The organism is Kitasatospora sp. NPDC057940 (assembly GCF_042887425.1).
Lineage (GTDB): Bacteria > Actinomycetota > Actinomycetes > Streptomycetales > Streptomycetaceae > Kitasatospora.
Genome location: NZ_JBHVPH010000012.1, coordinates 131,643 through 156,552, shown reverse-complemented (window position 1 = coordinate 156,552; position 24,910 = coordinate 131,643). Strand labels below are relative to the sequence as shown.

Below are 24,910 nucleotides of genomic sequence, written 5' to 3'. Positions count from 1 at the left end.
CGCGGGCTGCGGGCCGGAGGGGGGCGTGGTGCCGCCGCGGTGGGGTGAGGGGCGGGCAGATGTTTGCCGGGGGGGCCGATTCCGTGCCCCGCCGACTTCCTGCTCCGCCGACTTCCTGCTTCGGAGGGTCAGCGCTTGGGGGTGATGAGGCGGATGCCGGTCCAGTCCGCTGCGGCGCTGATGGCCTTGGTCGAGGCGAGGCCGGCCGTCTGGGCGGCCTCGTTGACGTCGCTGGGCTCGATGTAGCCGTCCCGGCCCGACTTCGGGGTGAGCAGCCAGATCATGCCGCCCTCTCCGAGGAGGCCGATGGCATCGACCAGGGCGTCGGTGAGGTCGCCGTCGTCGTCGCGGAACCAGAGCAGGACGGTGTCTGCCGCGTCCTCGTAGTCCTCGTCGACGAGGTCCTGGCCGGTGATCGACTCGATGCCCTCGCGGAGGTCCTGGTCGACGTCGTCGTCGTAGCCGATCTCCTGGACGACCCGCCCGGGCTGGAACCCGAGCCGGGCCGCCGGGTTGGTGCGCTCTGTCGTCATGCCGGTGTTCCTTTGACTTGGAGGCGCCTGTCGCCTCGCATCCGGGTAGCCAACCAGACGCGGACGGTGGTCGGCGCGGAACACGCCCGGGAATTGACGGTGCGTCAGATCTCGCGACAGGAGACGATCCCGGCCGAGCCGACGGCCAGCAGGAGTTGGGCGCCCCCGGTGGCATCGGCCCGGGTGATGGTGGCGCCCAGCTCGCCGGGCGGGAGGGGGAACGTGTGCGGGCGCAGGTCCGCGTCGTGCGCCACGACTGCGTCGCCCTCGACGTAAAGCAGCAGGTATTCGGCGACGTCGGACACGTCGGTTCCCCTCCCCTGGGGTGGCTGGCGCTTGGCCCTGCCCACGCTAGGGGCCGCGCGGGGCGCGGTCGGTGGCATTCACCCGGCACCACTCCCACGGGTGAATCCGGCAGAGGGTGGGCGGGGGTTGAGGCGGGCGGGGTGGCCGGCGGCGTTGCGACCGGCGGCCTCGCGGTAGGCGATGCGCTGGACGGCGGTGAGCAGGCGGTAGAGGTTGAGGGCGGCGTCGGAGCCGTCGGCGACGAAGCCCAAGTGGAAGATGAAGGCTTCGAGTTCGCGCCAGTCGAAGTCGTCGGGGACGGGCTGGGCGGCGCCGGGGGCGAGGGTGTTGAAGGCGGCGGCGACGGCGTAGTGCGTCGCGGCGAGGGCGTTGGCCAGGGGGTTGGGGCCGAAGTCGGGGCCCAGGTCCGGGTCGGGCATGTCAGGGGTCCTCCTCGTCGGGCTTTGCAACGTTGAGTGCGGTGATGACGCCCAGGACGACGGTGGCGATCGCCAGGGCGAGGAGGACGGCGAAGGCGGCGGCGATCAGGAAGCGCACGGGTCTTCGCGGTCTCGTTCGGCGGCGAGGAGGAGGGAGAGGAGGTTGAGGAGCGTGGAGGCCGGGGCGGTGTTGAAGCGGACGAGGACGCGGCCGTCGATGGTGCGGTCGATGGTGGCGGAGGGGAAGATGAGGCCGAACCTGCGTCCGCGCTCGTCGACTTCGGCGAGGAGCGTACGGATGTGGTCGTCGGTGTAGTACCGGATCCGGGGGTCGGTCGGGAGCATCGGGCGGCGGCGGGGAAGGGGCATCAGGCGGCGTCCAACTGCAGCTCGAACCAGACGGCCTTGCCCTGCTTGCGCAGGTCGGCGCCGAAGCGGTGGGTGAGGGAACGGACGAGATGCAGGCCTCGGCCGGAGAGCGCGTAGGGGTCGACGGGGGCGCACGGCTCGGGCGGGAGGGTCTGGCTGTCGTCACAGACCGAGACGCGGAGCCGGTGGTTGAGGAGGGAGAGCACGACGAGGGGCGCGAGGCTCCCGGCGTGCTTCCAGGCGTTGAAGAAGAGTTCGTGGAGGGCGAGTTCGGCGTCGGAGATGGTGGGGGGCGGCCAGCCGGCGGTGGCGAGGAGGTCGCACAGCTCGGTGCGGGCGGCGGTCCAGTCGGGAGGGTTGGAAGCACGCATGGGAGACCCCGGGAGGGAGAGGAGGGGAATCGGCGGAAACGTCGCCATGAACCCGGCTGACGCTCCGTCATGTGATAGGTGCAACACTGAGAGTAGGGGCCTATCTGGCAAGGTTGCAAGCCGATCCAGGAGACTCGTGTCAGCCATCACTCGTTGGTGGCATCCCGGAGGGGTTGTGCGCGAGACTGCGCCGACAGGGAAGGACGATCGTGGGATACAAGGGACCAATCAGCCAACGGCAGCGCCGATTCGGCGAGGAGTTGCAGCACCTGCGGACAGCCGCCGGGCTGTCGTCGGCCGATGCCGGGGCACTGGTCGGCATGAAGGTTCCGGCAGTGAGTCACACCGAGGCTGGCCGGATCACTCTCAACCCCGAACGCCTCGAAGTCTGGCTCGACGCCTATGGCTGCACGGACCCGGTATACCGCGCGGGTCTTACCGAGATGGGTCGGAGCAGCGGCAAGGGCTGGTGGAGCGAGTTCGAGGGCAAAGTCCCGGCACTCGCGCTGGATCTGGCCGAGGCGGAGGACAGGGCGCAGACCTTCTCCGTGTTCGACACACTCCATATCCCCGGCAGCTTGCAGGTCCCGGGCTATATCGAAGCTATCTACAAGGATGCTTATCAAGATGGCCGTTGGGACACGGCGACCGCCGTCCAGTTCCGTCTACAGCGGCAGCGTGTCCTGACCGACAGTAGGCGCCAGTTTCGATTCGTCATCCACGAAGCAGCTCTTCGGATGCGGTTCGCCGGCAAATCAGTCATGCACGAGCAGCTTCTTCACCTCGTCGATATGGCGGAACTACCCAATGTCACGATCGAGATCATTCCATTCGACGCCCCCAAGAAGGTCCCCTACACAGGCGCCTTCCTGATCTGCGACCCCGGGTGCACCGCCCTGTCGACCATCATCCTGGATGGGCCCAAGCGCGCTATTCACCTTGGAGATCCATCAGATGTAGTGGCCTACCACCAGAAGTTTCGAGAGGCCTGCGATCTCTCGTTACCGGCCGTGGACGCGTCGAAGCCCAGGCGTGACTCCTCTCGTGACTCGTGGGGACTCCTTCAGCACCTCGTCTACCAGCTCCAAACGTGAAAGGCGCCCGATGTCCGACCTTGCCTGGCAGAAGTCATCCTTCAGCGATGCAGACGGCGGCAGCACATGTCTTGAACTAGCAACTGGGGTCGACAGCCTCCGCCACCTCCGCGAATCCGACGACCCCGACGTCGTCGTCACCACCACCGCCCCCAAACTCCGCGCCTTCATCCTCGGCGCCAAGGCCGGCGAGTTCGACCACCTCGTCTGAGCCTGAACCCCTGCCGCACGCCCGGCGGTCAGCACACTTGGTGCTGACCGCCCCCGCCCAGCTCCCTGTTCCGGGCTGCCCGCACTGGGTTAGCGTGGACCCCATGTCGAGTGACCTGCCCGCGCTACGGGCATCCCATCAGGACCGGGACCGCATCGTAGAAACGCTGCAGGTCGCCGCCGCAGACGGCCGGCTCACCCCCGACGAGCTTGAAACCCGACTGGAAGCCGCGCTCTCGGCCCGGACGCTCGGCGAACTGGCCGAGCTGACCACCGACCTGCCGGGCTTCGCATCGCCCGTGGCCGTGCCGAAGGACGTGCTGGTCATCGACCAGCGCGGCGGCAAGTACACCCGGGCGGGGCGCTGGGTGGTCCCCCGGCACATCGAGTTGCGGCCGAAGCACTGCACGGTCGTCCTCGACTTCACCGAGGCGGTCATCACGGCCGACACCCTTCAGATCGACGTGTCCCTGCGGCACGGCAAGCTGCTCATCATCAGCCCGCCGGGCCTCGTCACCCTCGACACCGACGGTCTCACCCTGGTCTTCTCCAAGGTCAAGCAGCGCTTCGACAGCGGCGGCGACGCCAGGCCCCGGCTCCGCATCGAGCTCGTCGGCACCCTCAAACACGCCTCGGTCGTCGCGCGCCCTCCCCGCCGCCGCCTCTTCAGCGCTTGAGGCAGACCCACTCCACAGCTACACACCCTCGCCCGCTCGTCGATCCCGACGAGCGGGCGATCTCGTTCCCCAACCAACCTCCCGCCCTCAAAGCGCCCTCCACGACGCACCGTTGGCCGATTCCGGCCTTCCGTCACGACCACGCCGGTGAGAAACTTTGAGAAATTTCGGCTAGGAGGAGCAATCGTGAAGCCGCGACTCACCGGCAGCCCGCGTTGAGCACCGCACGACAGGGTGTCCACGAAGCCCGCCTGGAACTCGGCCGACGCCTTCGCACGATCCGTACGGCGGCCGGGCTCGACGGACGCACCCTCGCGGGCCGGCTCGGCTGGCCCGCGAGCAAGGTGTCCAAGCTTCAGCAAGGGCGGCAATCCCCCACGGTCGCCGACGTCCGGGCCTGGGCCGACGCCTGCGACGTCCCCGAGGCCGCTGCGGAACTCGTCGTCCAACTGCACGAGCTGGACGACCGGTACGCCCAATGGCGGCGCGAGCTGCGGCACGGCCACGCCGCAGTCCAGAAGTCCTGGGCCGACATGGAGGCCGCGGCACAGACCATCCGCGCATTCGAACCCTGCTGGGTGCCGGGTCTTCTCCAGACCGCCGACTACGCGGCCGCACGGTTCCGCGAGCACGCCCAGCTCAACGACAGCCCGCCGGACACGGACGCCGCCGTGGCCGCCCGCCTCGCCCGTCAACAGATCCTGTACTCGCACTCGCCCGGCGGCCGGCACTGGCACATCCTCCTCACCGAGGCCGCCCTGCTCTACGGGACGGCCTCCGCCGAGGTGATGCGCGCCCAGATCGACCGCCTGGTCTCCGCGACGACCCTCCCGGCCCTGCGCCTGGGCGTCGTGCCGTTCCGCACACGCCTGCCCGCCTCACCCGTGCACGGATTCTGGGTCTTCGACGACCAGCTGGCCTCCGTCGAGGTCGTCAGTGGCGAACTCCGACTGGGCCTGCCCGAGGAGATCGCCCAGTACCGCAAGGTCTTCGACCTGCTGGCCCCGAGCGCGCTCTACGACGCGGACGCCCGGCGGCTGCTCACCGCAGCTGCCGAAAGCTGGATCTGATATAGCATCAAAAAGAATGTCGGCGACTTCCGCTGCATGAACCTGCTCGCTCTCGCCGGGCAAGTTCAAGCAAGTTCGTGGTGCGGGTCCCGAGTTGTGCGGCAAGCTCTCTCACAGCGATCGACTCCAACCACGAGGAGGCCCACGATGGCGCTGCACAAGCTCGGGCAAGACCCCGACAGCCCCGAAGGCAAGTCCCCGACCGTCTACCTCGATGACGTGACGGGCAACTACATCCTCCAGGGCTGGAAGGTCCTCGACCCGAACCGTCTCGCGCAGATGGACATCCCCGGGCACGAGACCGTGATCGAATTCCCCAGGCGAATGATGCAGTTCTTCCCGGAGGTGAACGGTGGCAGCGGCCCCCACGCTTGAGGACCTGCTGCGGTCCTGCACCCGCTCGGCGCTTCACCTTGAGATGCGCGACGGCTACATGCGAGACGATCCGCTGTTCGTCCGCTGGCTCGACGGGCTCCGCGACGACCCGGCCGACCGTTCGACGTGGTGGAGCCCTTGGTTGCAGTTGGTCCAGGAGACCACCGCCCGAGGCGTCGAGATCCGGCGCGCCCGCGTGGTGTCGGAGCCGGTCAGCGAGTACGTCCGGTTCGAGCACGAGATCACGTTCCGGAACATCGCCTCCGGCGAGCAGGTCAGCTGGCTTCCGCGTAGGCAGACGACCGACCTCGCGCTCCCCGGCAATGACTTCTGGCTGATCGACGGGCAGTACCTCGTCGTCCACCACTTCAGCGGCGAGGGCGACTTCGTCGGCGACGAGATCAGCACCGACCCGGAGATCCTGAAGCTCTGCCACTCCGCGTTCGAGGCCGTCTGGGAACGGGCAGTGCCGCACGAGGACTTCCGGCTGCACTAGACCGTGTCCGCGTCATCCAGCGTCCAGCAAGCCAAACAGGCTCTCGGCCAGCGTCTGCGCGATATCCGGCGAGATTCCGGACTCAGCGCGCGGGCGGTGGCCGAGGCCGCTGGGTGGCATGAATCGAAGTGCTCCAAGATCCAGAGTGGCCGGGTGATGCCGTCGGAGGCTGACATACGCGTCTGGACGGCCATCTGTGGCGTACCTGATCAGGCTGCGGACCTCATCGCAACTGCCCGGAACATCGAAGGCATGTACGTCGAGTGGCGCCGCCTCGAACGAGCCGGACTCAAGCGGGCGCAGGAATCCGTGCGCCCGCTGTTCGAGCGGACACGCCGCTTCCGCATGTATCAGTCGTGGGTCATCCCCGGCCTGCTCCAGACCGCCGCCTACACGCGTGCAGTGCTCCACACGATCGTGTCGCTGCGCAACACGCCCGACGACGTCGATGAAGCCGTCGCCGTACGGATGGAGCGGCAGAACGTGCTGCACACCGGAGACCATCGCTTCGCCGTCCTGGTCGAGGAGTGGGTGCTGCGAACGGTCATCGGCACGCCGGACGTCCTCCTGGGCCAGCTTGGCCATCTGATCGGTATCGGCTCCCTTCCCTCGGTCAGCCTCGGAGTGATTCCCCTCGGGACAACCAGGGGTGCGGGATGGCCGGTTGAGTCCTTCACCATGTACGACGATGCACAGGTGAACGTCGAGCTTGTCTCCGCCCACCTCACCATCACCCAACCGGCGGAGATCGCCGAGTACGGCCAGACCTTCTCCGAGCTGGCGAGCATCGCGGTCTACGGCGCCGAGGCACGTTCGCTCATCACCCAGGCCATCGACGCGCTCGGGTGAATCCGGGCAAGGTCGAGCAAGTTCATCGACCGGGCGTAGGCCCCCTCCCTACCGTTGAGGACACAACGAGCTGACAGGAGAGGGCCGTTGCAGGTCACCGATCCCCCGAAGCCGAAGAAGTCCGCCTCGCCCCCGTCGCCGAGGCCGCCGGACCTGTAGCCACGCGACGACCTCCACACCGCACCGACCAGCAAGGAGGGCCAATGAGCGGAACGGCCGGCAAGCACGCGGGCCAGCAGGACCCGGGCAAGGACAAACCGTCCAAGGACACCTCGCACCCGAAACCGCCTCCGAAGCACGAGAAGAAGGACCAGTGACGGAGAACATCCGCCAGGAGCAGGCCGCCGTGCGCGGCCTGCTCCTGGCCGTCAGCGAAGAACTCGGCAAGCCCGTCCCGCAGGAGTGGAAGGACGCGATCAGGGCGACCCCGCGTCACCGGTTCCTGCCGGACCGAATCTGGCTGGACGACGAGAACGGGGACCTCCGGCCCTGCGACCTCCGGGACGATCCCGACCGGTGGTTCGAGGCCGCCTACGCCAACGAACCTGCCGTCACGCAGGTCAACGACGGTGAGGAACCGGCCGACGGCGAGGAGGCCTGGGCGTCGTCCTCCGCCTCCTCGCCCGCCATGGTCGTGCGGATGCTCGACGACCTCGGTGTCTGGCCGGGCTTGAAGGCCCTGGAGATCGGCACCGGGACGGGCTGGAACGCCGCGCTGCTCGCCCACCGGCTCGGCGCCGATCGGGTCACCTCGATCGAGGTCGACCCTGACGTCGCCCGGCAGGCCCGCGCCTCACTCAACGCGGCCGGGCTCGCCGTGGAGGCCGTCTGCGGGGACGGCGCCGACGGCTGGGCCTCCCGGCAGCCGTACGACCGGATCATCTCCACCTGCTCGGTCCGCAGGGTACCGACGGCGTGGATCGAGCAGACCGACCCCGGCGGCGTGATCGTCACACCCTGGGAGAGCCCGATGCTCTCCTTCGGCCTGCTCAGGCTCGTCGTCGGCGAGCACCACACCTACGGGAAGTTCAGCGCGCACGGCTCGTTCATGCTGATGCGCGCCCAGCGGACGGACCTGCGGATCTACCGGGACGTCGTACGCGACCACCACCAGCCCGACGAGTCCACCACCCGGCTGTCGCCGTGGCAGGTGTGCGGCGATGACCTGGACGTACGGTTCGCACTCGGCCTGAAACTCGGCGACGTGTGGACCGCCTGGCATCACGAACCCGACATCGAGGGGGTGGCCACCCGTCTGTGGGTGGCCACCACGGACGCCACCTCGTGGGCCGCGGTGGACCACGATGGCCGCCAGGAGGAACGGTTCACGGTCTGGCAGTACGGGCCTCGCCGACTCTGGGACGAGATCGAGGAGGCCCACGGCTGGTGGGAGAAGGCCGACCGGCCGGGCCCGGACCGGTTCGGGCTCCGGATCGTCGGCGACGAGCAGCAGGTCTTCCTCGACGGCCCGGCCACCGTCATCAGCCGGGTGCCGTAGGACGAGGCCCCTCCCGCCCGCTCGTTGGAGCCCAACGAGCGGGCGGCAAAGCAGATCTGCGCGGCGATGAGGAGGAACGATGACGAACCCGGTACTTGAGGGCCTGGCCACGGCCAAGATTTCCGCCGTACACCTTGAGATGCGCGACACCTACCAGCCCGGCGACCCCGAATTCATCGCATGGCAGCAGGGGAAGCGCCTTGACCCCGCTGCCGAGCGATCGTCCTGGTGGCGCCCGTTCCTGGACGTGGTAGCCGAGACGACGGCACGCGGTGTCGCGATGAGGCGCGCCCGGGTCGTCTCCGAGCCGGTCACCGACTACATCCGGTACGAGTACGACGTGACGTTCCCGAACGTCCGAGCGGGCGAACAGGTCCGTTGGCTTCCCCGCCGGAAGGCGGCCGACATCGCGCTGCCCGGCACCGACCTGTGGCTGTTCGACGGGTCGTCGGTGCTGTTCACGTACTTCTCGGGCGTCGGTGAGGTCGTCGACCGTGAATGGCGCACCGAGCCGGCCGTCGTCGAACTGGTGAAGTCGGCATTCGAGGCGGTGTGGGAGCGAGCGATCCCGCACGAGGAGTACCGGCTTCACTGATCCAGCATGGCCGCCTCGCCTGCACGCCCTACCCTCGACGGCAATCCTCTTGCTCCGTCCACATGTTGGGGACCAACCAACGGGCTGTGCTGCCCCCGGGGGCAGGGTTGCTGCCCCCGCCATCCCTACCGCTGCGGGCGTGGGCGGGGTATCCAGGACTCACCGGCCATCGACCCGAAGGGACGCCGATGAGGACCCGCGACAGTGACGACAAGGCGCACTCCCCCTCGACCAGCTCTCCCGCCTCCGCCCGGACACCGACACCCGCACTGCTCGGCCTCCAGGCGTCCGTCGGCAACGCCGCCGTCGTCCAGCGGCTCCAGCGGGCCGGCCAGGTGCAGCGCTCCGGCGCCGCCGTCCACGACGTGCTGCGCAGCGGCGGCCGCTCGCTCGACGGCGCCACCCGCGCCGACATGGAGGCCCGCCTGGGCGCCGACTTCTCGGACGTCCGGATCCACGACGACAGCGCCGCCCGGAGCTCCGCCGCCGAGATCGGCGCCCGCGCCTACACCTCCGGCAACCACGTCGTCATCGGCGACGGCGGCGGCGACCGGCACACCCTCGCCCACGAGCTGACCCACGTCCTCCAGCAGCGGCAGGGCCCCGTGGCGGGCTCCGACAACGGCTCCGGGCTGAGCATCAGCGACCCGTCCGACCGCTTCGAGCGCGAGGCCGAGGCCAACGCCCGGCGGGTGCTGTCCGGCCCGGCCGCAGGCCACCAAACCGCCCACGCCGCCGACCACGCCGCCGCCCACGAGGACGAGGAGCACGGAGGCTGAGCCGTCTCGCCCCCGCCCATGAACGGGATCGTTCATCGTTTGTCTACCGCCTTGCCCCATGGTCAGTCCCACGGGGCGCCCCGAACTTTCACGGGCGCGATATGGACGAAAGAGGTACCCGGGGATGAAGGCAGTGAAGGCAGTGCGACGCATGGCCGTCGGGGTGGCGGCGACGGCGCTGGCGCTGACGGGGACGATGCTGGGGGCCGGCACCGCGCAGGCGGCGTACGACCCGGTGACCCACACGCTCTGGAACGACGAGCCGCTCTACCCGGGCTGGCACGTCGACTCCGAGAACTCCCGGCTGATCATGCAGTCCGACGGCAACCTGGTCGTCTACCGCGGGTACAACACCCCGAACCCGCTGGCCGTGTGGGACTCCCGCACCAACGTGAACCACTGCGGGTACAAGGCGGTCATGCAGTCCGACGGCAACCTGGTCGTCTACTCCGCCTCCGGGGGCGTCTGCTGGTCCTCCGGCACGTACGGGCACCCGGGCGCCCGGCTGGTGGTGAAGAAGCTCGGCGGCGTCGCCATCTACTGGGGTGACGGCGAGGTCCCCATCGTCACCACGCCCACCAGCGACATCCGCATGTGGGCGATGTCCTCGGACCTCTACTAAGGCGTGTCTGACACGCCCTAGCCCCAGCCTCCGGACGGAGCGCCGCTCAGGCGCCCCGTTCGGCGAGCCAGCGGACCAGGTCGGCGACGGACCACTGCGGGCGGGCCGCGAGGCGCGCCGCCACCGACCGCAGGAGTACGGGCAGGTAGCCGCAGAGCTCGGCGACCTCGGCGGCCGGGCCCGGCTCCCGGCGGATCCGCTCGGCGCCGACGACCCGGGCCAGCAGCTCGTACGCGTCCTGCGGCTCCAGCGGGCCCACGGCCAACCGGGCCGCGTCGGCGGGCAGGGCGCCCGGTTCGGCGCCGGCCACGACGGCCGCGCAGCCCGCCACCGCGGGCAGCAGCGGCGCCGGGTCGGTGACGCCGTCGAGCACGACGAGCACCCGCCGCCCGGCGAGCGCGGCCCGGTAGCGGGCGCCCAGTTCGCCGACGTCGGCGTCCTCGACGGGCCGCTCCCCCAGGGCCCGCAGGAAGGCGGGCAGCACCGTGCCCGGCTCCGCCGTCTCGCCGGCCGCGTACAGCTGCCCGTCCGGGAAGGCGTCCTGGACGGTGTGCGCCAGGTGCACGGCGAGCGCGGAGGTGCCGCTGCCGGCCGGCCCGGACAGGCCGAGCACCGGCGAGGCCCCGGCATCGGCACCACCGCCGTCACCGCCGTCACAGGCCGTCCGCAGGATCCGCTCGGCCTCCCGCACCTGGGCCGCCCGCCCGACCAGGTCGGGGATGTCCGGCGGCAGTTGGCAGGGCCGGGCGGGCCGGCGCGGCGGTACCGGGGCGGACGGCGCCGCGAGCTCGGCGTCCCCTCCCCGGATGCGGGCGTGCAGGTCCGCGACCGCCGGTGCCGGTTCGAGCCCCAGCTCGCGGTCCAGCCGTTCGCGCAGCGCCTCGAAGGCGGCCAGCGCCTCGGCCGTCCGCCCGCAGCGGTGCAGGGCCAGCAGGTGGAGGCGCTGGACCTCCTCGTCGCGCGGGTGTGCGGCGGCGAGCGCGTCCAGTGCGGGCAGCGCCTCGGCGTGCCGGCCGAGCGCCAGGTCCAGGTCGTGCAGCACCTTGACGGCGGCGTGGTGTCCGGCGGCGAGCCGTTCGCGGGCGCGTTCGGCGAAACCGCCGGGCACGCCGTCCAGCGCGCGCCCCTCCCACAGCGCGAGCGCGCCGGCGAGCAACTCCCGGGCCCGCAGCGGGTCGTCGTAGCGCAGCGTGACGGCCTCGGCCACCCCGGCCTCGTAGCGGAACAGGTCGACGGCGGCCCGATCCACCGCCAGCCGGTAGCCACCGGCGGTGGCGACCAACAGGCCGGGGGCCGCGAGGGCGCGCCGCAGCCGGTGCGCGTGGGTGCCGATCTGGCCGGCCGGAGCCTTGGGCCAACGGGCGTCATCCTCGCCCCACAAGCCCTCGACCAGCCGTTCAGTGGGCACGAGCTGGCCCGGGGCGAGCAGCAGGGCGGCCAGCACGGCCCGCTGCTGCGGCCGGCCGAGGTCGATCTCGCGGCCGTCACACCGGGCCCGCAGCGGCCCCAGCACACGGAATTCGAGCCCCATGCCCCCACCCCTCGAAGCCATGAGTTTCAAGTACACAATCCGTGACAGAGCATAGGTGACCGGACCAGGGGGCACCGCCGTCCGCACAGAACTGGCGCGATCCGGGCACCGCACGACATTCGGGGACGGGACATGGTTGACATCGGGGCGTCCGGACTGCGGTTCGGACTGCTGGGGCCGCTGCGCGCCTGGCACGGGGAGCGGGAGATCGAACTGGGCCGGCCGCAGCAGCGGGCCGTCCTGGCGGTGCTGCTGAGCGCCGCCGGACGGACGGTGGCGACGCCGGTGCTGGTGGAGGGGGTGTGGGGCGGGGCCGCGCCGGCCGACCCCCGCAAGGCCGTCCAGCTGGCCGTCTCCCGGCTGCGGTCGGCCTTCAAGCCGTACACCGGGCCGGATCCGCAGCGGATGCCGCTGGTGCGGGTCGGCGACGGCTACGCGCTGCGGGTGCCGGACGCGGAGGTGGACGCGGCCCGCTGGGAGGAACTGCTGGCCACGGCCGGACGGCTGCGCGACGAGCAGGCCCCGCCGCAGGAGGTCCGGGAGGTCCTGCTGGCCGCGCAGCGGCTGTGGGTCGGCGAACCGCTGGCCGGGCTGCCCGGGCCGCACGCCGAGGCCGTCCGCTCCCGCCTCGCCGAACAGCGACTTCACGCCAAGGAGACGCGGCTGGAGCTGGACGCGGAGATCGGCGACCACACCGGCCTGACGGCCGAGGCCGCCGCCCTCGCCCTGGAACACCCCGAACGGCCCCGGCTGACCGCCGTCCTGATGCGCGCCCTCTACCAGGCGGGCCGCAAGGCCGAGGCGCTCGCCGTGTACGAGGACGCCCGCCGCCGGCTGCCGCCCGGCGGGGACGGGCCCACCCGGCACGAGGACACCCGGCGGCCGCCGACGGCCGCCGCCACGACGGCCGAGGACGGCCCCGCCGCACTGCACCTGCGGATCCTGCGCGAGGACCCGTCCCTGCTGCCCGCCCCCGCCGCCTCCGCCTCCGCCCGCGCCGAACCCGCCGCCGCCTGGCAGCCGCCCGACCAACTGCCCGACGGCCTGGCCGACTTCACCGGCCGCACGGAGGAGGTCGAGACCCTGGTGGACCGCCTCGCCGGGGCCGGCGGGCGAGCCGTCGTGGTCTCCGCCCTGGACGGCATGGGCGGGGTCGGCAAGACCACGCTCGCCGTGCACGTCGCCCGACAGGCCCACGGGCGCTTCCCCGACGGACGGCTCTTCGCCGACCTGCGCGGCGCCGACCGCACCCCGCTGGACCCGGGCGCGGTGCTCGCCGGCTTCCTGCGCGCCCTCGGCGTGGCCGCCGCCGAGATCCCGCTCGACACCGGGGAGCGCTCCGCCCTCTACCGCTCGGCGCTGGCCGGGCGGCGGGTCCTCGTCGTCCTCGACAACGCCGCCACCCTCGGCCAGGTCGAACCGCTGCTGCCCGGCTCGTCCGGCTGCGCCGTCCTGGTCACCAGCCGCGTCCGGCTGGCCGGCCTCGCCGGGGCGCACCAGATGCGCCTGGACACCCTGCCGCCCGCCGAGGCGCTGGAACTGCTGACCCGGATCGTCGGCGCCGACCGCGTCGACGCCGAACCCGGCGCCGCCGAGGAGATCGTGCGGGCCTGCGGACTGCTGCCGCTCGCCGTGCGCATCGTCGCCTCCCGGCTCGCCGCCGACCCCGCGCTCACCCTGGCCGCGCTCGCCGACGGGCTGCGCCGGGAACACCGGCTGGCCGAACTCAGCGACGGCGAACGGACGGTGGAGGCCACCTTCGCCCTCTCCTACCACCGCCTCGACACCGAACTCGCCCGCGCCTTCCGCCTGCTGTCCCTGCCCGACGCCCCGGACGTCCCGCTGCCCTGCGCGGCCGCCCTGCTCGGCCGCAGCGAAGCCGAGACCGACGAGCTCCTCGAAGCGCTCGTCGACCTCAACCTGCTGCACTCCCCCCGCTTCGGCCGCTACGGCTTCCACGACCTGGTCCGCGACTACGCCCGCGGCCGGCTCGCCGCCGAGGAGCCCGCCGCCGAGCACACCGCCGCCGCCGACCGGCTGGTCGACTACTGCCTGGCCACCGCCCGCAACGCCGACCGCGCCGCCCGCAAGGCCGACCCGGTCGAACTCAGCCTGCTCGACGCACCCGTCCGCTCCCCCGGGAAGACGATCACGGACGGGCCCGCCGCCGTCCGCTGGATGCGCGAACAGGCCGGCGTGCACGCCGCCGCCATCGCCCTGAGCTGCGCCGACCCGGCGCTGCCGCTCGACCGGGCCGCCGAACTCGCCGACCGGATGGGCTCCGTACTCGCCGAACGCACCCAGACCCGCGACATCGCCGACCTCTCCGACCGCATCGCCCGCGAGGCCGCCGCCCGCGGCGACCACGGCCCGCTCGCCCTCGCCCGCTACGTGCGCGGCGGCATGCTCTGGCACATCAACCGCTACGCCGAGTCCGAACAGGACATCCGCCAGGCCGTCGCGCTCTGCCAGGACGACGACCGCGGCAACGGGGGCAGCGGCGACGGCCCGAAGGTCCGCGTCCTCGCCAAGGCCCTGCTCACCCTCGGCGGCAACGCCCGCGTCCACGGCCGCTACGCCGACGCCGCCCGACACGCCGGCCGCGCCGCCGACCTGTTCCGCCGCCTCGGCGCCGAACGCTCCGAGGGCAGCGCGCTCGGCGAGTTCGCGTTCAGCTGCGCCCAGACCGGCCGGCTGGCCGAGGCCCGGGACGCCGCCGAGCGCGGCGCCCGCCTGATGAGCGGATCCGGCCCGGTGTCCGCCGCCACCGGCCGCTACTACCTGGCCCGGGTCCTGCGGCTGTGCGGCGACCCGGAGGCGGCGCTCGCCCACGCCGTCGGCGCCCGCGACGAGTTCGCCGCCCTCCAGGTGACGGTGTTCGCGGCGGCGGCGGGCGACCTCGCCGCCCGGATCCACGCCGAGGCCGAACGCTGGCTGCTCGCCGCCGACGCCGCCGAGGCGGCGCTGCCGCTCGCCCGCCGCACCAGCGCCGCCCTGGAGGCCGCGCTGCTGCGCACCCTGGGCACCGCGCTCACCGGCCTCGGCCGCCCCCGCCAGGCCCGCGCCTGCCTGGCGGACGCGCTGGAGGTGTACGAGCGGCTCGGGCTCGGCGAGGACGCCGAGCGGACCAGGGCCCTGCTGGACGGCCTGCCGCGGCCCTGAGCGTGTCCCCGGGGGCCGTCCACCCCTTGTTGATCACTTGTCTACCGCGGTCCGCGATCTTCTCTCTCGTCAGGTCGCGGACCGCACCAGTGCGGAGCCGGGGCCACTCCCACCGAAGATAGGCGCGACTCATGCCCACGCTCCCGCAGAACGGCCAGACCTGGACCCTCAAGTCCGCGAACGGAACGGTCGCCGACGTGCGCTCCAGCCAGAGCAGCCCGGGCACCCCGGTCCAGTCCTGGGGCCCCAACGGCACCACCGCCCAGGGCTGGGTCTTCTGGGCCAAGGACGGCGGCAGCTGGCTCCTGGAGACCCAGCTCACCAACGGCAGGCACGCCCCCGGCCAGGCCGTCGTCATCGACTACAACTACTCCACCGGCCAGACCTGGCTGTTCAACGAGCACGGGCAGCCCAACCAGCGCTGGGTGCTGGACGTCATCGACAACGACTGGTTCCGGATCCGGACCGCCCGCTGCGACGAGGGCCAGCTGTTCCTCACCGCGGCCGCCCCCGGCTCCCCGCTCACCCTCACCAAGCAGGACGACAACAACCCGGCGCAGCGCTGGCAGCTCATCCCGGCCGGCGGCCAGAACGGCGGCGCCGGCGGCCAGCAGCAGCCGCAGCCCCAGCCCCAGCCGCAGCCCGGCGGCGACTTCCGCACCGAGATGCTGGCCTCCGTCAACACGGAGCGCGGCCGGGCCGGCCTCCAGCCGCTGCGGCTCGACGACCGCCTGAGCGCCGCCGCCCAGCGGCACGCCAACGACATGGCGTCCCACGACCTCACCCAGCACGACGGCACCGACGGCAGCAACCCGTGGGACCGCATCCACGCCGCCGGCTTCCAGTTCCGCTCGGCCGCCGAGAACGTCACCCCGGGGAACAGCGTGGCGGAGGCCATGCAGATGTGGATGAACAGCCCGCACCACCGCGACAACATCCTGGGCCGCGACTTCACCTCCATCGGCATCGGCTACACCCCCCGCCAGCGCGGCAACTGGGGCCGCTACGTCCAGACCTTCGCCCAGGCCTGACCTCCCCGCCCCCTCAGTCGTCACAGCAGCCACAGCAGCCACAGCAAGCAAGGAGCCACCCTCATGTCCTCGAACGCGGCGGACCTGATCCGCGTCGCCCGAGACGAGGTCGGATACCAGGAGGGCCGCAGCGGCTCGCACTGGAACAACATCCAGAAGTACTCCCCGGCCGTCCCCGGCCTGGAGTGGTCCCAGGGCGAGGCCTGGTGCGCGACGTTCGTCGCCTGGTGCGCCCGGCAGTCCGGCAACGCCGGACTGTTCCCGGTGACGGCCTCCTGCGCGGAGGGCGTCGCCTGGTTCAGGGACCGCGACCGCTTCACCGACTACCCGGTGATCGGCGGCCAGGTGTTCTACGGCCCCGGCGGCGGCAGCCACACCGGCATCTGCGTCGCCTACACCGGCTCCACCATCACCACCGTCGAGGGCAACACCAACGACGACGGCAGCTCCGAGGGCGACGGCGTCTACCTCAAGACCCGTGACCGCAAGTCGAGTTGGGTGTACGGGTACGGCATCCCGGACTTCGCCGACGGCGTCATCCTCGCCGACCCGCAGTGGCGGGACCGCCAGGGGGCCGTCTACTTCGGGCAGGAGGCCTCCGCCGCCGACCAGCCGAACGGCGGCGCCCGGCCCCAGGCCGACGGCGGCGGGGACGGAGGCGGCGGCGAGGGCGGCTACGAGCCCTTCCCCGGCGCCGACTTCTTCCAGGACGGCCAGAAGAGCGACGTCATCACCCGGATGGGCGAGCGCCTGGTCGCCGAGGGCTGCTCCGCCTACGCCGAGGGCCCCGGCCCCGAGTGGTCCGGCGCGGACCTCGAATCCTTCCGCAACTGGCAGCACAAGCTGGGCGACTCCGGCGGCGACGCCGACGGAATCCCCGGCCCCAAGCAGTGGGACGCCCTCCAGGTCCCGCGCGGCTGACGCCGCGCCTCCACCCCATCCGGATCCACCGCACCCGGATCCACCGCACCCAGGGCCACCACACCCAGAAGGAGAACCCGATGAAACCCGTCACCCGTACCCGCAGGTTCCTCGCCGGGCTCGGCGCCGTCGCGGCCGTCGCGGGGGCGGCCGTGGTCACCGCCCCGGCCGCGCACGCCGCCGGCTGCGAGCTGCCGCCGAACCTGCAGACCGTCACCGCCGTCTACAACGGCGCCACCGGCGTCCTCGACCTGCCGGCCAACACGGAGGTCAACGGCCAGCGGATCGGCGTCTACCAGGGCAACCAGAGCGCCGCGCAGACCTGGTCGTTCTGGGGCTACTGCGACGGCACCACCGCCATCTCGCACGGCTCGGCCGGCAAGGTCGTCGACCTCGACACCCGCTCGGGCGCCGTCCAGCTCTGGGACACCCCCGGCGGCTGGGACGGCCTCAACCGCCCGGCCGGCGAGTGGCTGCCGACCAACCAGAAGTGGATCCGCACCGGCGAGGACCGCGGCTGGTACCTGATCCAGAACGTGGCCACCGGCCAGTGCCTCAAGTCCAACGGCGTCGCCCAGCTCACCTCGGTGACGTCCTGCAACGGCAACGACCCGGCCCAGCGCTGGAAGATCGGCTGACGGCTCACCGAGAGGGGTCCGACGGTTCCCGCCCCGGGCGCGGACCGTCGGACCCGACCCGTCCCCGGTCCGTTCGCCGACTCCGGCGAGCGGACCGGTCCGCGCCCACCACCCTCCGCCCGAGCCACCCCTGGGCCGGCGGAGGGGTTCGTCGGCGAGCCGGTCCTCGACCTGCCCGCCCACGAGTGGGCCCCGTGACACGCCGCCGAAACCCCTCCCCGACGGCGTGTCACGGTCAGGCGCCCGCCGTCACCGCACCGCGGACGTCCCACGCTCCGGCGCCCGCCGTCACCGCGCCGCGGGCACCCGCGCCGTCACCGCGCCACGGGCACCCGGTGGATCCGCAGGAAGGCGTCGACACCGAGCGCCGCGATCCGGGCGAGCTCCTCGTCCGCCACCGGCAGGGCGCCCCAGAACGAGCGCTCGGCGACGCCGTGGAAGGTCAGCAGCGTGAACTGCTCGGCCGTCTGCGGGGCGTCGTCGACGGCCAGCAGGCCCCGGTCCGCGATCGCCTCGAACCGCCGCGCGAGGTCGCGCTGCGAGGCGATCGGGCCGGCCTCCAGCCACGCCTCCAGGACGTCGGCCGGGATGTTGGCGACCTCGGCGCGGATGGCCCGGCCGAGCGCGCCGCGGTCCCCGGCCGAGAGGGCGGCCCGGGCCCGTTCGACCGCGAAGTCGGTGAGGCCCTGGCGCAGGTCCACCACCCGGTCGAGGTGCTTGTCCATCAACTCTCCCATGACCTCGGTGAGTTCGGCCGAGTTCTGGAGCGCGACGGAGAGGAAGAGGGTCTCCTTGTCGGCGAAGTGGTTGTAGACCGTGCGCTTGGACACCCCGGCCTCCGCCGCGATCGCGTCCATGCTGGCCCGGACGTAACCCTCGCGCCCGAACACCGCCGTCGCGGCCCGCGTGATCGCCTTGCGCTTCTCCGGCCGTCCCGCTCCGCCCGTCGCCGCCACGGCGTCACTCCTCATCTACCGGGACTCTCGAAAACTGCCCGGTGTAGTGTCTCCCGAGCCCGCCTGAGCCGGGTTGCCATCGAACAAGGGTGCTCTATGCTGCCTACAACCTCTACACCCGTGTAGAGGGAATTCAACAGCACGCCTGCCCCCGACCGGAACACGGAAGCCGAGCGCGGGAACCGGCCGGCCGAACAGCAGCGTCCAGAAGTGGCAGCGCACAACGGCTCATCTCACGAGGACCGGGCGCAGGCGCCACAGGGGCGCAAAGCACGGGAACACCGGGGGTGAGTGCGTGGCGGGGCGGCGAGGACGGACGTCCAACCAGGAGGCACACGGGCGAACGCCCGGCCAGGAGACGCAGGCACGGACGACCGACCAGCGGACGACCGGCCAACGGTCGGCCGACCAGCGAACGCGCGACCAGCGAACGACCGACCAGCGGACACCGGGGCGCGCCTCCGACCGCCGGCCACCGGGGCGCGCCTCCGACCAGGGAGCCCGCCGACGGGCGAACAAGGCCCCCGCCCGCCCCGGCCCCGGCGGAGCGGCCCTGCCCGTGGCCCTGGCCGTGGGGCTGCCGGCCGTGGGCGCCGGTATCGACGAGCTCTCCGGCCCCGGCATGGGGACGGCCTTCCTGGTGGGCGCCGTGCTCGGCACCGGCCTGGCGGCCGCACTCAGCAGCCGCAACGGCTGGTGGTGGGTCCTCGCCTCCACTCCGCTGCTGGTCCTGGGGGTGACGGCCGGCGCGGAACTGCTGGCCGACGGTGACGCCTACCAGGGCAAGAACCTGGCCACCGGCTCCGCGAAGTGGGTGGTCCACGACTTTCCCGTGATGGCCGCGGCCGCCGCGGCGGCCGCCCTGGTGATCGTGGTCCGGCTGGTCCGGGACCGGAGGAGGGACCATGGCTGAGAACCCGCAGACCCGGGACGGCGGCCGCGCCGCCGCGCCCCCGACCCGCCGCACGTCCCCCCTGCTGATCGCGGGCCGGACGCTGGCCTGCTCGGTCGCCCTCGCGGTGTTCGCCGCGAGCGGGGTGGTCTGGTACGAGGTGACGTCCCTCACGGACGGGATGACCACCTCCAACGCCATCGCCGAGACCAAGAAGAACGCGCCCAAGCACCTCGACAACTCGGTCAACATCCTGCTGATCGGCCTCGACAGCCGCAAGAACATGGACGGGACGGACCTGCCGCCGGAGTTCGTCCAGGACGAACTGCACGCCGGCCACAGCTCCGACATCGGCGGCTACAACACCAACTCCCTGATCCTGCTGCACATCCCCGCCGGCGGCGGCAAGGCGCAGGCCGTCTCCATCCCCCGTGACGACTACGTCATGACCTACACCGGGGACGGCAAGCAGGCCGGTATGCGCAAGATCAAGGAGGCCTACGGCGAGGCCAAGGAGAAGGCCACCCCGGCCCTCCAGGCGAAGGGGCTCAAGGGCGCGGACCTGGAGAAGGCCGGCCGTGACGCCGGCCGGGCGGCCACCATCCAGACCGTGCAGAAGTTCCTCGACCAGCCCGTCGACCACATAGCCGAAGTCAACCTGATGGGCTTCTACGACATCGCCAAGGCCGTCGAGCCGATCGAGGTCTGCCTCACCCACGACACCAAGGACCCGGCCATGGAGGGCCAGGGCTCCGGTGCCGACTTCCACAAGGGCATCAACAAGCTCAACGCCTCGCAGGCGCTCTCCTTCGTCCGCCAGCGCCACAACCTGGACGGCCCGGACGGCAACAGCGGCGACTTCGCCCGTACCCACCGCCAGCAGGCCTTCATCTCCTCCGTCGTGCACAAGCTCAAGCAGGACGGCGTCATCAGCGACCTCGGCAAGCTGCAGCAGCTGTTCGGCGTGGTGCAGAAGGACCTGGTCATCGACAACGAGTGGAACGTCCTCGACTTCGCCCAGCAGGCCCCCAACCTCACCGGCGGCAACGTCGAGTTCAACACCCTGACCTTCGACGGCTTCGGCACCCGCAACGGCCAGGACGTCAACCTGGTCACCCCCGCGAAGCTCCAGAAGGTCGTCAAGCAGATCTTCGGCTACGCCGACTCCGCCCCGGCCGCCCCCGAGGCGGCGGGCGACACGCCCGCCCCGGCGGCCTCCTCCGCTCCGCCCACGACCGCGCCGCCCACCACCAAGGCCGCCGTCCCCACCACCGTGGACGTCTTCAACGCCTCCACGGCCGCCGGGGTCTCCTCCACCGCCGAGTCCAAGGCCCTGGTCGCGATGGGCTTCAAGGCGGGCAAGACCGGCAGCGCCGCCGCGAAGCCCAAGACCACCACCGTGGCCTACGGCAAGGGCGCCAAGGAGGCGGCCGACCAGATCGCCGCCCGCTACGGCGTCACCGCCACGGAGTCCGCGTCGGCCCCCGCCGACCGGGTGGTCGTCACCCTCGGCACCGGCTTCACCGGCGCGACCGACGACAAGACGGGCGCCGCAGCGCCGGGCGGCTCCGCGACCGGGGCCCCGTCCGACCCGGCGGCCAACCTGCCCGTGCAGGGCCCGTCGGTCGACGCCCAGAGCGACGGCGGCATCCCCTGCGTCTACTGACACCCCGCACCTGACGCACCGAGCCGTAGGGAGGCTCCCACCAGGGAGCCTCCCTACGGCTTTTCCCCGCGCCTTCCCCCACGTCCGAATCCAGGGCGGACGCCCCTCGCGCAATTCTCCGTACTATGTATAGTGTACTGCGTACGGGATAACCGCGCGCCCGCGCCGACGAGAGGGCTCCGCCATGCAGATCACCACCACCACCCTCGCCCTGACCGTCGAGGACGTCACCGCCTCCGCCGCCTTCCTCCGGCGGCACTTCGGCTACACCGAGGAGATGTCGGCCGACGGCTTCGTCTCGCTCCAGCACCCCGGCGGCGGGGTCAACGTCGTCTGCCTGCGGCGCGGCCTGGAGGTGCTGCCCGAGGACCAGCGCGACCGGACCGCGTCCGGCGTCATCCTGGCGTTCGTCGTCGAGGACCTCGCCGGCGAGGAGCGGCGGCTGCGCGGCGAAGGGGTCGAGATCACCCTGCCGCTGCGCGAGGAGCCGTGGGGCGAGAAGCTGTTCCAGGTCACCGACCCGAACGGGGTCGTGATCGAACTGGTCGAGTGGGCCAGGCAGTAACCGCCCGCCAGAGCAGCAACCGAGCGCCCCGAGCAGGGACCGGGCGCCCGAAACGGCGGCGCCCCCTCGGCCGATGGCCGAGGGGGCGCCGCAGTGACCGGACCGGTCAGTCCACCGTCCAGGTGTCGCCGCCCGCCAGCAGCGCGGCCAGGTCGCCCGGCCCGCGATCGGCCTGCGCGGCCACCAGCTGGCCCGCCATCAGCTCGTCGTAGACGGGCCGCCGCACATCGCGCAGCACACCGATCGGGGTGTGGTGCAGGGTGTCGGCGTCGGCGATCCGGGACAGCGCGAAGGCCGCCGCCGGGTTGGCCGCGTGCGCGTCGTGGACCAGCACCCGCGCCTCGTTGTCCGCCGTCACCGGCGCGGTGAACAGCTCGCCGTCCGGGCCGCGGAACACGCCGCCGGCCAGGTCCGCGCCGAAGCGGATCGGCTGCCCGTGCTCCAGCCGGATCAGCGCCTCGTCCCGGGTGCCGGGCTGCTTCAGGGCCTCGAACGCGCCGTCGTTGAAGATGTTGCAGTTCTGGTAGATCTCCACCAGCGCGGTGCCCTCGTGCGCGGCCGCCGCCCGCAGCACCGACTGCAGGTGCTGGCGGTCCGAGTCGATCGTCCGGGCGACGAAGGTCGCCTCGGCGCCGATCGCCAGCGAGAGCGGGTTGAACGGCGCGTCCAGCGAGCCCATCGGCGTCGACTTGGTGATCTTGCCCAGCTCGCTGGTCGGCGAGTACTGGCCCTTGGTCAGGCCGTAGATCCGGTTGTTGAACAGCAGGATCTTCAGGTTGACGTTGCGCCGCAACGCGTGGATCAGGTGGTTGCCGCCGATGGACAGCGCGTCGCCGTCCCCCGTCACCACCCACACGCTCAGGTCCTGCCGCGAGGAGGCCAGCCCGGTCGCGATCGCCGGCGCGCGCCCGTGGATCGAGTGCACCCCGTAGGTGTTCATGTAGTACGGGAAGCGCGAGGAACAGCCGATCCCGGAGACGAACACGGTGTTCTCGCGCTTGATGCCGAGCTCCGGCATGAAGCCCTGCACCGCCGCCAGGACGGCGTAGTCCCCGCAGCCGGGGCACCAGCGCACCTCCTGGTCGGTCTTGAAGTCCCGGGCGCTCTGCGGCCCTTCGGCCTTGGGCACCAGGTTCAGGGAGGGGAAGCCGTTCTCGCTCATCGGTGGTCCTCCTCGTCCAGGGTGCCGATCGCCGCCGACAGCACGTCCGCCAACTGTGCCGCCTTGAACGGCAGTCCACGCACCTGGTTGTAGGACTCCGCGTCCACCAGGTACTTCGCCCGCAGCAGCAGCGCGAGCTGGCCGAGGTTCATCTCCGGGACGATGACCTTCTCGTAACTCCGGAGCACCGTGCCCAGGTTGGCCGGGAAGGGGTTCAGGTGGCGCAGGTGCGCCTGGGCGACCTCCCCGCCGTCCGCCCGCACCCGCCGCACGGCCGCGGTGATCGGCCCGTACGTCGAGCCCCAGCCGAGCACCAGCACCCGCGCCTCGCCGCTCGGGTCGTCGACCTCCACGTCGGGGACGGCGATCCCGTCGATCTTCGCCTGCCGGGTGCGGACCATGAAGTCGTGGTTCGCCGGGTCGTAGGAGATGTTCCCCGTCCCGTCCTGCTTCTCGATCCCGCCGATCCGGTGCTCCAGCCCCGGCGTGCCGGGCAGCGCCCACGGCCTGGCCAGGGTCTTCGGATCCCGCAGGTAGGGCCAGAACGAGCCGTCCTCGCGGTTCGGCCCGGTCGCGAAGTCCGGGCTGATCAGCGGGAGTTCGTCCACCTCCGGGATCCGCCACGGCTCCGAGCCGTTCGCCAGGTAGCCGTCCGAGAGCAGGAACACCGGCGTCCGGTACGTCACCGCGATCCGCGCCGCCTCCAGCGCGGCGTCGAAGCACTCGGCCGGCGTCGCCGGGGCGACGATCGGCACCGGCGCCTCGCCGTTGCGCCCGAACATCGCCTGCAGCAGGTCCGCCTGCTCCGTCTTGGTCGGCAGGCCGGTGGAGGGGCCGCCGCGCTGGATGTCCACGACCAGCAGCGGCAGTTCCAGCGACACCGCCAGGCCGATCGTCTCGCTCTTCAGCGCCACCCCGGGGCCCGAGGTCGTCGTCACGCCGAGCGCGCCGCCGAAGGACGCGCCGAGCGCGGCGCCGATCCCGGCGATCTCGTCCTCGGCCTGGAAGGTGCGGACGCCGAAGTTCTTGTGCCGGCTCAGCTCGTGCAGGATGTCCGAGGCCGGCGTGATCGGGTACGAGCCCAGGTACAGCGGCAGCCCGGAGCGCTGCGCGGCGGCGATCAGGCCGTAGGAGAGCGCCAGGTTCCCCGAGATGTTGCGGTAGCGCCCGGCCGGGAGCTTGGCCGGCGGCACCTCGTAGGAGACCGCGAAGGACTCCGTGGTCTCACCGAAGTTCCAACCCGCCTTGAAGGCGCTGATGTTCGCCTCGGCGATCTGCGGCTTCTTCGCGAACTTGCTGCGCAGGAAGGTCTCCGTCCCGCGGGTGGGGCGGTGGTACATCCAGGACAGCAGCCCCAGCGCGAACATGTTCTTGGCCCGCTCGGCGTCCTTGCGCGCCAGGCCGCTGTCCTTCAACGCCTCCAGGGTCAGCGTCGTCAGCGGCACCTTGTGCAGGTGGTAGCCCTCCAGCGAGCCGTCGGCCAGCGGATCCGCCGCGTAACCGACCTTCGCCAGCGCGCGCTTGGTGAACTCGTCCGTGTTGACGATGATCTGCGCGCCGCGCGGCAGGTCCTCCAGGTTCGCCTTCAGCGCCGCCGGGTTCATCGCCACCAGCACGTTCGGCGCGTCCCCCGGGGTGAGGATGTCGTGGTCCGCGAAGTGCAGTTGGAAGCTCGACACGCCCGGCAGCGTCCCGGCGGGCGCCCGGATCTCGGCCGGGAAGTTCGGCAGCGTGGAGAGGTCGTTGCCGAAGGACGCCGTCTCCGAGGTGAACCGGTCACCGGTGAGCTGCATGCCGTCACCCGAGTCGCCGGCGAAACGGATGATCACCCGGTCGAGTCGGCGGATCGGCTTGCTGTGCCTCGGCGGCGAACCTCCCGGGGCCGTTGGATCGGCGGGCACGGCCGCACCAGGGCGTCCGTCACCGTTCCCGGAACGACCACCATCGCCGTCCGAGCCGTCCACTGCCTCTGACTGATCGACCTGACTGGTCACTGCCGCGGACCTCCTCGAGGGCACACCACCGCGGGCGCGGCCCCGTGCCCCGTCCGCTTGGTGCACCTCCCGCATCCTATGCGCGGGCACTTGATCCCGGACGGAACTCCCACGTGCGGCGGGAAAACA

Annotated in this window: 27 protein-coding genes; 18 read left to right on the top strand and 9 right to left on the bottom strand. The window is 71.9% G+C overall.

Translation table 11 applies throughout. From position 1 onward, the window contains the following. Positions 1-128: 128 nt before the first annotated feature. From ACFVTF_RS20165 to ACFVTF_RS20145, 5 genes are all read right to left on the bottom strand, one after another. Positions 129-533, bottom strand: coding sequence for a DUF3052 domain-containing protein (locus ACFVTF_RS20165; RefSeq protein WP_387815136.1), 405 nt, complete (start codon positions 531-533; stop codon positions 129-131). Between the two features lie 104 nt (positions 534-637). Further along, positions 638-838 (bottom strand): hypothetical protein, encoded by a 201-nt coding sequence (locus ACFVTF_RS20160; RefSeq protein ID WP_387815134.1) that lies wholly within the window; start codon positions 836-838, stop codon positions 638-640. Positions 839-916: 78 nt separating this feature from the next. Further along, entirely contained in the window at positions 917-1,258 is a 342-nt protein-coding gene (locus ACFVTF_RS20155) for a hypothetical protein (protein ID WP_387815132.1), read from the bottom strand. 105 nt (positions 1,259-1,363) lie between these two features. Next, on the bottom strand, positions 1,364-1,627 hold the full coding sequence (locus tag ACFVTF_RS20150) for a hypothetical protein (protein WP_371517433.1): 264 nt from the start codon (positions 1,625-1,627) through the stop codon (positions 1,364-1,366). Continuing rightward, complete coding sequence (locus ACFVTF_RS20145) at positions 1,627-1,998, bottom strand: ATP-binding protein (protein ID WP_387815130.1); 372 nt, start codon at positions 1,996-1,998, stop codon at positions 1,627-1,629. The genes ACFVTF_RS20150 and ACFVTF_RS20145 overlap by 1 nt, the downstream gene beginning before the upstream one ends. A 209-nt stretch (positions 1,999-2,207) precedes the next feature. On the opposite strand from ACFVTF_RS20145, the gene ACFVTF_RS20140 reads away from it, so the two are divergent. From ACFVTF_RS20140 to ACFVTF_RS20090, 11 genes are all read left to right on the top strand, one after another. Next, positions 2,208-3,092, top strand: a complete 885-nt coding sequence (locus ACFVTF_RS20140) for a helix-turn-helix domain-containing protein (protein WP_387815128.1) — start codon at positions 2,208-2,210, stop codon at positions 3,090-3,092. Positions 3,093-3,102: 10 nt separating this feature from the next. Continuing rightward, on the top strand, positions 3,103-3,303 hold the full coding sequence (locus ACFVTF_RS20135) for a DUF397 domain-containing protein (protein ID WP_387815126.1): 201 nt from the start codon (positions 3,103-3,105) through the stop codon (positions 3,301-3,303). Between the two features lie 103 nt (positions 3,304-3,406). Continuing rightward, positions 3,407-3,979: a DUF1707 domain-containing protein gene (locus tag ACFVTF_RS20130; RefSeq protein WP_387815124.1), complete on the top strand. Its 573-nt coding sequence runs from the start codon at positions 3,407-3,409 to the stop codon at positions 3,977-3,979. Between the two features lie 215 nt (positions 3,980-4,194). After that, entirely contained in the window at positions 4,195-5,049 is an 855-nt protein-coding gene (locus ACFVTF_RS20125) for a helix-turn-helix domain-containing protein (RefSeq protein WP_387815122.1), read from the top strand. Positions 5,050-5,196: 147 nt separating this feature from the next. Then, positions 5,197-5,424, top strand: a complete 228-nt coding sequence (locus tag ACFVTF_RS20120) for a hypothetical protein (protein ID WP_387815120.1) — start codon at positions 5,197-5,199, stop codon at positions 5,422-5,424. Further along, positions 5,402-5,920: a DUF6879 family protein gene (locus tag ACFVTF_RS20115; RefSeq protein ID WP_387815118.1), complete on the top strand. Its 519-nt coding sequence runs from the start codon at positions 5,402-5,404 to the stop codon at positions 5,918-5,920. The genes ACFVTF_RS20120 and ACFVTF_RS20115 overlap by 23 nt, the downstream gene beginning before the upstream one ends. Positions 5,921-5,923: 3 nt before the next feature. Further along, entirely contained in the window at positions 5,924-6,769 is an 846-nt protein-coding gene (locus tag ACFVTF_RS20110; protein ID WP_387815116.1) for a helix-turn-helix domain-containing protein, read from the top strand. A gap of 313 nt (positions 6,770-7,082) precedes the next feature. Beyond that, positions 7,083-8,267, top strand: coding sequence for a methyltransferase domain-containing protein (locus ACFVTF_RS20105; RefSeq protein WP_387815114.1), 1,185 nt, complete (start codon positions 7,083-7,085; stop codon positions 8,265-8,267). 79 nt (positions 8,268-8,346) lie between these two features. Further along, the gene (locus ACFVTF_RS20100) at positions 8,347-8,862 is read left to right on the top strand and encodes a DUF6879 family protein (RefSeq protein ID WP_387815113.1); all 516 of its coding nucleotides are present in this window, start codon (positions 8,347-8,349) and stop codon (positions 8,860-8,862) included. Between the two features lie 188 nt (positions 8,863-9,050). Then, on the top strand, positions 9,051-9,641 hold the full coding sequence (locus tag ACFVTF_RS20095; RefSeq protein ID WP_387815111.1) for a DUF4157 domain-containing protein: 591 nt from the start codon (positions 9,051-9,053) through the stop codon (positions 9,639-9,641). A gap of 124 nt (positions 9,642-9,765) precedes the next feature. Further along, entirely contained in the window at positions 9,766-10,263 is a 498-nt protein-coding gene (locus tag ACFVTF_RS20090) for a hypothetical protein (protein ID WP_387815109.1), read from the top strand. A 46-nt stretch (positions 10,264-10,309) separates the two neighbouring features. Here ACFVTF_RS20090 and ACFVTF_RS20085 read toward each other — a convergent pair whose 3' ends face one another. Further along, positions 10,310-11,794: a BTAD domain-containing putative transcriptional regulator gene (locus tag ACFVTF_RS20085; RefSeq protein WP_387815107.1), complete on the bottom strand. Its 1,485-nt coding sequence runs from the start codon at positions 11,792-11,794 to the stop codon at positions 10,310-10,312. A 132-nt stretch (positions 11,795-11,926) separates the two neighbouring features. Here ACFVTF_RS20085 and ACFVTF_RS20080 point away from each other — a divergent pair, with 132 nt between their 5' ends. The 4 genes from ACFVTF_RS20080 to ACFVTF_RS20065 all read left to right on the top strand — a co-directional run bounded on the left by ACFVTF_RS20080 (position 11,927) and on the right by ACFVTF_RS20065 (position 17,546). Then, entirely contained in the window at positions 11,927-14,956 is a 3,030-nt protein-coding gene (locus ACFVTF_RS20080; RefSeq protein WP_387815105.1) for a BTAD domain-containing putative transcriptional regulator, read from the top strand. A gap of 131 nt (positions 14,957-15,087) precedes the next feature. Then, positions 15,088-15,987 carry a CAP domain-containing protein gene (locus tag ACFVTF_RS20075; protein WP_371517450.1) on the top strand — a complete coding sequence of 300 codons (900 nt, stop codon included), beginning with the start codon at positions 15,088-15,090 and terminating at the stop codon, positions 15,985-15,987. Between the two features lie 63 nt (positions 15,988-16,050). Then, positions 16,051-16,908, top strand: coding sequence for a peptidoglycan-binding protein (locus tag ACFVTF_RS20070; RefSeq protein WP_387815102.1), 858 nt, complete (start codon positions 16,051-16,053; stop codon positions 16,906-16,908). 80 nt (positions 16,909-16,988) lie between these two features. After that, the gene (locus ACFVTF_RS20065) at positions 16,989-17,546 is read left to right on the top strand and encodes an RICIN domain-containing protein (RefSeq protein WP_387815100.1); all 558 of its coding nucleotides are present in this window, start codon (positions 16,989-16,991) and stop codon (positions 17,544-17,546) included. Between the two features lie 314 nt (positions 17,547-17,860). Here ACFVTF_RS20065 and ACFVTF_RS20060 read toward each other — a convergent pair whose 3' ends face one another. Further along, entirely contained in the window at positions 17,861-18,517 is a 657-nt protein-coding gene (locus ACFVTF_RS20060; protein WP_371517453.1) for a TetR/AcrR family transcriptional regulator, read from the bottom strand. A gap of 544 nt (positions 18,518-19,061) precedes the next feature. On the opposite strand from ACFVTF_RS20060, the gene ACFVTF_RS20055 reads away from it, so the two are divergent. From ACFVTF_RS20055 to ACFVTF_RS20045, 3 genes are all read left to right on the top strand, one after another. Further along, complete coding sequence (locus ACFVTF_RS20055; RefSeq protein ID WP_387815099.1) at positions 19,062-19,415, top strand: DUF6542 domain-containing protein; 354 nt, start codon at positions 19,062-19,064, stop codon at positions 19,413-19,415. Further along, on the top strand, positions 19,408-21,060 hold the full coding sequence (locus ACFVTF_RS20050) for an LCP family protein (protein ID WP_387815097.1): 1,653 nt from the start codon (positions 19,408-19,410) through the stop codon (positions 21,058-21,060). Before ACFVTF_RS20055 ends, ACFVTF_RS20050 begins: the two co-directional genes overlap by 8 nt. 184 nt (positions 21,061-21,244) lie before the next feature. Next, a complete protein-coding gene (locus ACFVTF_RS20045) occupies positions 21,245-21,625 on the top strand; it encodes a VOC family protein (protein WP_387815095.1) in 381 nt (126 codons plus the stop codon). Positions 21,626-21,731: 106 nt separating this feature from the next. Here ACFVTF_RS20045 and ACFVTF_RS20040 read toward each other — a convergent pair whose 3' ends face one another. Beyond that, on the bottom strand, positions 21,732-22,787 hold the full coding sequence (locus tag ACFVTF_RS20040) for a 2-oxoacid:ferredoxin oxidoreductase subunit beta (RefSeq protein WP_350877618.1): 1,056 nt from the start codon (positions 22,785-22,787) through the stop codon (positions 21,732-21,734). Further along, positions 22,784-24,781 (bottom strand): 2-oxoacid:acceptor oxidoreductase subunit alpha, encoded by a 1,998-nt coding sequence (locus ACFVTF_RS20035; RefSeq protein WP_371517458.1) that lies wholly within the window; start codon positions 24,779-24,781, stop codon positions 22,784-22,786. Before ACFVTF_RS20035 ends, ACFVTF_RS20040 begins: the two co-directional genes overlap by 4 nt. Positions 24,782-24,910 lie beyond the last annotated feature (129 nt).